This window comes from Pseudaeromonas pectinilytica (assembly GCF_054780855.1).
Genome location: NZ_BAAGVN010000056.1, coordinates 1 through 4864, shown reverse-complemented (window position 1 = coordinate 4864; position 4864 = coordinate 1). Strand labels below are relative to the sequence as shown.

The window sequence follows — 4864 nt, the reverse complement described above, 5'->3', positions numbered from 1 at the left end:
TTGGTATCCATAGCGGGCACCTCAGTCCAGCGAACTTACTGCAAGTATAGATTGCCCCAACACGTAAAGGGAACAGCGCCCAGCTCGACGGATGGCTGGCATCAACTGCTACCCGCTGGCGCATTTACAGCCCGTGATGGTAGACCCTTCGATGTGGAAGGCGGTCAGTGGCACCTGGACGAACAGACTGCAGGCGTACTAATTGCCAAGGCTCGTAATCTGGGCCAGGACATCCTGATCGACTACGACCACCAAACCCTCAAGACCGACCACAACGGCCAACCTGCGCCAGCCGCAGGGTGGTTTAACGCCGACGAGATCCTGTGGCGTGAAGGCGAAGGTCTGTTTATCAAACCCCGCTGGACCGAGAAGGCCGCCGCCCATCTGTCGGCGGGCGAGTACCGGTTCCTCTCTGCTGTCTTTCCGTATGACGCCAACGGTCGCCCGCTGGAGTTGCGCATGGCCGCCCTGGTCAATGACCCAGGGGTGGTTGGCATGCAGGCGCTGGCCGCCTTGGCCGCCCAGTTTAATTCCACAACCCACTCCTCTAAGGAGGAACCGCAAATGAATGAGTTGCTCAAGAAACTCCTAGCCAAGCTCGGGATCGAGGTGCCTGCAGACGGTCAATTGACCGGCGAGCAGGAAACTGCCGCGCTCTCCGCGCTCGAAGCTGCGCTGGATAAGTCGAAGAAAGTCCCGGAGCTGGAGCAGTCCGTGGCTGCACTCAAGGCTGCTACGCCTGCTCAGGGCCAGGTTGATCTGGACAAGTATGTCCCGAAAGAAACCTACACCGCTCTGGTCGAACAGTTGGCTGTGCTGTCGGCCAAGGTCGATACCACCGATGCCGACTCGGTCATTAAGGAAGCCCGCGTAAAAGGCAAGGTCGTGGCGGCAGAAGAGGACTATCTGCGTCAGTACGCCGCCCAAAAAGGCGTCGCCGCGCTCAAAGCTATGCTGGCCCCGCGCCCGGCACTTGCCGCCCTGTCGGCACAACAGACGTCCAGTCTGCCTGATCCGCAAACCAAAGGAACTGCCGTGCTCTCGGCAGAAGACAAGTACGCCGCCGACCAGCTGGGTATTTCCCATGCTGACTTCGCCAAGCTCAAGGAGACCAACTAAATGGCCATTGTTACTCCCGTGCTGATTTCATCGCTCTTTACCGGTTTCAAAAAGAACTTTCAGGATGCACTGGGCGAAGTCCCGTCCCAGTACACTGAAATCGCCACTGTGATCCAGTCCACTACCAAATCCAACACCTATGGCTGGCTCGGTAAGTTCCCATCCCTGCGCAAGTGGGTGGGGGATCGGGTCATCAACTCAATGGCAGCCCATGGTTATGCCATCACCAACGAAGACTTCGAGTCGACCGTTGGGGTCGATCGCAATGATATCGAAGATGACGAGGTCGGCATCTACGCCCCACTGTTTGCGGAGATGGGGCGTGCCGCTGGTGTCCATCCAGATGAACAAGTCTTTGCGGTTCTCGCTGCTGGGTTTACCACTGCCTGCTATGACGGCCAGTATTTCTTCGATACAGACCATCCGGTTTATCCCAATGTGGACGGTACCGGTACGCCGGTCTCTGTAGCCAACCTGGTGGTTGATGGGGCGTATGCCGGAGAGCCTTGGTATGTGCTGGATACCAGCCGCGCCTTGAAGCCACTTATCTTCCAGGAACGCAAGAAGCCGCAACTGATCTCCATGGACAAGATCGACGACGAGTTGGTGTTTACCAAGAAGGAGTTTCGTTATGGCGTTGATTGTCGTGATGCCGTGGGTTACGGATTCTGGCAGCTGGCGTTCGCCAATAAGCGTGCCCTGAATGCGGACAACCTCTGGGACACCATCGTGCAGATGCGAGCCATTGAAGGGGATGGTGGTAAGAAGCTGGCCATCAAACCGACGATCCTGGTTGTGCCGCCATCGTTGGAAAAAGTTGCGACTCGCCTGTTGGAGCGCGAACTGGATGCCAACAGCTCGAACGAGCTCAAGGGCCGCGTCAAGTTGCTGGTCGCTGATTTCCTGTAACTACCCGTTTACCGCCCGTGTAAACGGGCGTTAAACCCCATCACAAGGGGGAGTCATGAGATGGTCAAATCTATTCCGATTCATGTCGTATCTGTGGCCCATACCGGCTATTTACGAGCGGGTGTGCGCCTGGACGCGGGGGTTAATAAAATCACTGTGTCACCTGGCCAGCTCGCGGCCATGGAAGCCGACCCGCGTCTGGTGGTCACGGTGTTGGCTGCGCCTGAAAACAACGCTTCCGCAGATGATGCGCCGCCGAAAGGGGGTGTGGACTCTGGTCTGGATGGCTCCGGCGTAGGCGAACAGTTACCGCCACCATCTTTAGCCACTGGGACCCTGGGCGGGGTGGTGGAGCCGGATGGCACGGTTAAGTCACTGGACGACATGAGCCATACCGCGCTCAAGGCGCTGGCTAAGGATCTGGAAATCAAGGGCCATACCAGCATGGATAAGCCAGCTCTGGTTGCTGCTATAGCGGCCACCAAGATCCAGTACGACGCCTCCGAAGCTGACGGCAAGAAGCCAGTCGCTGACGAGCAGGCCGAGGGCTAAGCCATGTACGCCACGCTCCAGGATATGCAAAGCCGGTTTGGGGTCGACTTACTGCGTGTTGCGGTGATCCCAGGCACAGCCACTCTGGATGAGGCGGTTATCACCCAGGCGCTGGCAGATGCCAGCAGCCTGATTGATGGCTACCTGGCAGGGCGTTACCCGCTGCCATTGGCCCATGTGCCAACGGCGTTGGTGCCGATCTGCTGCGACATTGCCCGCCACCGGCTCTATGGCGAGCAGGCTCCGGAGCAAATCGGCAAGCGGTATGAAGCTGCCATCGCGTTCTTGAAGTCTGTTGGCCGTGGCGAGCTGGCGCTGGGGTTGGCGGCGGATGGTGAGCAACTGGAAAGCCAGAACCTTGCCGAGTTGCAATCTGATGGTCGGGTGTTCGGTCGCCAAAGCGGAGGGTTTATCTGATGGAGGTTGATTGGCTGGCCGCTGGCAGTCGCCTCCAAGAGCTGGTGCTGCCGTTGAAAGAAGATGGCTTGGTGGATGTGTTTGTCGCCACGGAAGTGGCTGATGTGCAGAACCTCGGTCAGATAGTCCCAGCGGTTCACATCCTCTACCAGGGGGACCGGGTCGTTGAGGGCCATCAATCAGGGCTGAGCAGCAAAATAGACCAGCAGTGGTTGGTGCTGCTGACTCACAGACCGACTCCGGGACAAGCAACGGCTGGGGTCTGGTTGCATCGGCTGTTGACCGCCATCGCTGGAAAATCGTTTGAGAAGTCCACGTTCGTGCGGGTGAATCCATCTGTGCGGCCAAGTTATAAAGCTGGCGTTGCATATCTGCCGCTGGCGTTTGAAGTTACATTGAAATTCAAAGGAGAACTTCCATGAATCAAGAACCCAAAACCCTGCACTTCGGTGGCTCGATGTTCATCAATCCAAAGGTGGACGGTGTCTTTACCGGTGCGATTGGCCCGCTGGAAGTGGATAAGCTGGAAATCAAGCCGGATGCGGATAAGCGCACCATCACCAGCAAAAAGGCTGAAGGCTATGGCAATAGCCGCAAAACCTATTACACCGGCAAGCCTGCGATCATCACGATTGCCACCAATGAAGTGCCTCCTATCCTGTTTGCCGCTGCGTTTATGGGCGAGCAGGTCACCATCAATCAAGGTGCTGGAACCAAAGCAGATCTGGCGGTGACTCTGCCTGCGTATCCTGCCTGGGCTGATTTGCCAAATACCAACCTAGCTAGCGAAGGTCTGACTGCAACTGGGCCATCGGCGGCACCCCTGGGTGTGGATGTCGATGTTGAAGTGAACTATGCGTTAGGCCTGATCCGGGCGACCAAGGGGGGCGCGGTGAAAGCGGGTGGTGCAATCACTATGGCGTACAGCTACAACGCTGTGACCGGCACGCGCACCAAGGGTAACCTCAAGCCCGCGATTGAAGCGAAGGTGATCCTGGATGGCAAGAACCTGATCGATGGCACCCCGGTGAAGCTGACGGTGCCGCTGGCCAGCCTGAGCCCCAAGAACGCCGTGGACTTCATGAGCGAGAAGGCTATCGACATTACCCTGGAAGGGGAACTGATGATCGCCCCTGGTGAAAAAGCCCCATTCTATGTCGATGAGTTGGCGACGACTGTCTGACGCGCTATGCTGTAGCCACTTCAAAGCCCCGCCATCGAGCGGGGTTTTTCTTATGTAATACACAATAAACCCGACCATAGCTCGCCGCTTTATACCATGGGGTTAAACCATCCAACCCTCCCTGTGGCCTATGAGCAACAAAGATCTGAAACTAGCCCTCGAACTCGCCGCCAAAGCCACGGGCCGCGAGGACATTGCTGCGCTCAATAAAGAGGTTGGCAATCTTGGCCCTATCTCCAATGAGGTGGAGAAATTGACCAAAGAGCTGGCTGAACGTCTGCAGCAGCTCGGCCAACAGCGCGATCAGATCGATGCCTTCAATAAGTCCAAAGAGGCGCTGACTCAGCTAGAGCTGGCGACTGTTCTCTCCCGCGACAAACTCGAATCATTGCGCAAGGTTCAGGCCTCCGGTGCCGGTGATGCCGAGCAGTTGGCCAAGCAAGAGAAGCTGCTGGCTAGCGAGGTCAAACAGCTCGAATCTCAGCTGGTTCGCCAAGCCGCTACCCACACCAAGCTGGGAGTAGGGCTCAAGCAGTCAGGCATCGATACCCGCAATCTGGGCACCGAGCAGAATCGCCTGCAGCGCGAAATCACCGAAACCGCCTCCCGCACCGAGAAGCTAGCCAGAGAACTGACGGGCAGTACGGTCGCGGCAGCATCGTTCGGGTCGTCAATCGGTGGTGT

General features: G+C 57.5%; 6 protein-coding genes and 1 pseudogene. All 7 read left to right on the top strand.

Annotation, left to right across the window (positions count from 1 at the left end; genetic code table 11):
* Positions 1–51: 51 nt before the first annotated feature.
* Positions 52–1119, top strand: coding sequence for a phage protease (locus ACYVG7_RS04605; RefSeq protein WP_460882052.1), 1068 nt, complete (start codon positions 52–54; stop codon positions 1117–1119).
* On the top strand, positions 1120–2028 hold the full coding sequence (locus tag ACYVG7_RS04600; protein WP_460882051.1) for a Mu-like prophage major head subunit gpT family protein: 909 nt from the start codon (positions 1120–1122) through the stop codon (positions 2026–2028). It abuts the gene before it with no gap.
* A 60-nt stretch (positions 2029–2088) separates the two neighbouring features.
* Complete coding sequence (locus tag ACYVG7_RS04595; RefSeq protein ID WP_460882050.1) at positions 2089–2580, top strand: HI1506-related protein; 492 nt, start codon at positions 2089–2091, stop codon at positions 2578–2580.
* A gap of 3 nt (positions 2581–2583) precedes the next feature.
* The gene (locus ACYVG7_RS04590; RefSeq protein WP_460882049.1) at positions 2584–2997 is read left to right on the top strand and encodes a gp436 family protein; all 414 of its coding nucleotides are present in this window, start codon (positions 2584–2586) and stop codon (positions 2995–2997) included.
* The gene (locus ACYVG7_RS04585) at positions 2997–3419 is read left to right on the top strand and encodes a phage tail terminator protein (protein ID WP_460882048.1); all 423 of its coding nucleotides are present in this window, start codon (positions 2997–2999) and stop codon (positions 3417–3419) included. The genes ACYVG7_RS04590 and ACYVG7_RS04585 overlap by 1 nt, the downstream gene beginning before the upstream one ends.
* A complete protein-coding gene (locus ACYVG7_RS04580; RefSeq protein WP_460882047.1) occupies positions 3416–4180 on the top strand; it encodes a phage tail tube protein in 765 nt (254 codons plus the stop codon). Before ACYVG7_RS04585 ends, ACYVG7_RS04580 begins: the two co-directional genes overlap by 4 nt.
* A 130-nt stretch (positions 4181–4310) precedes the next feature.
* A pseudogene (locus ACYVG7_RS04575) lies at positions 4311–4864 on the top strand (tape measure protein); the annotation flags it as partial.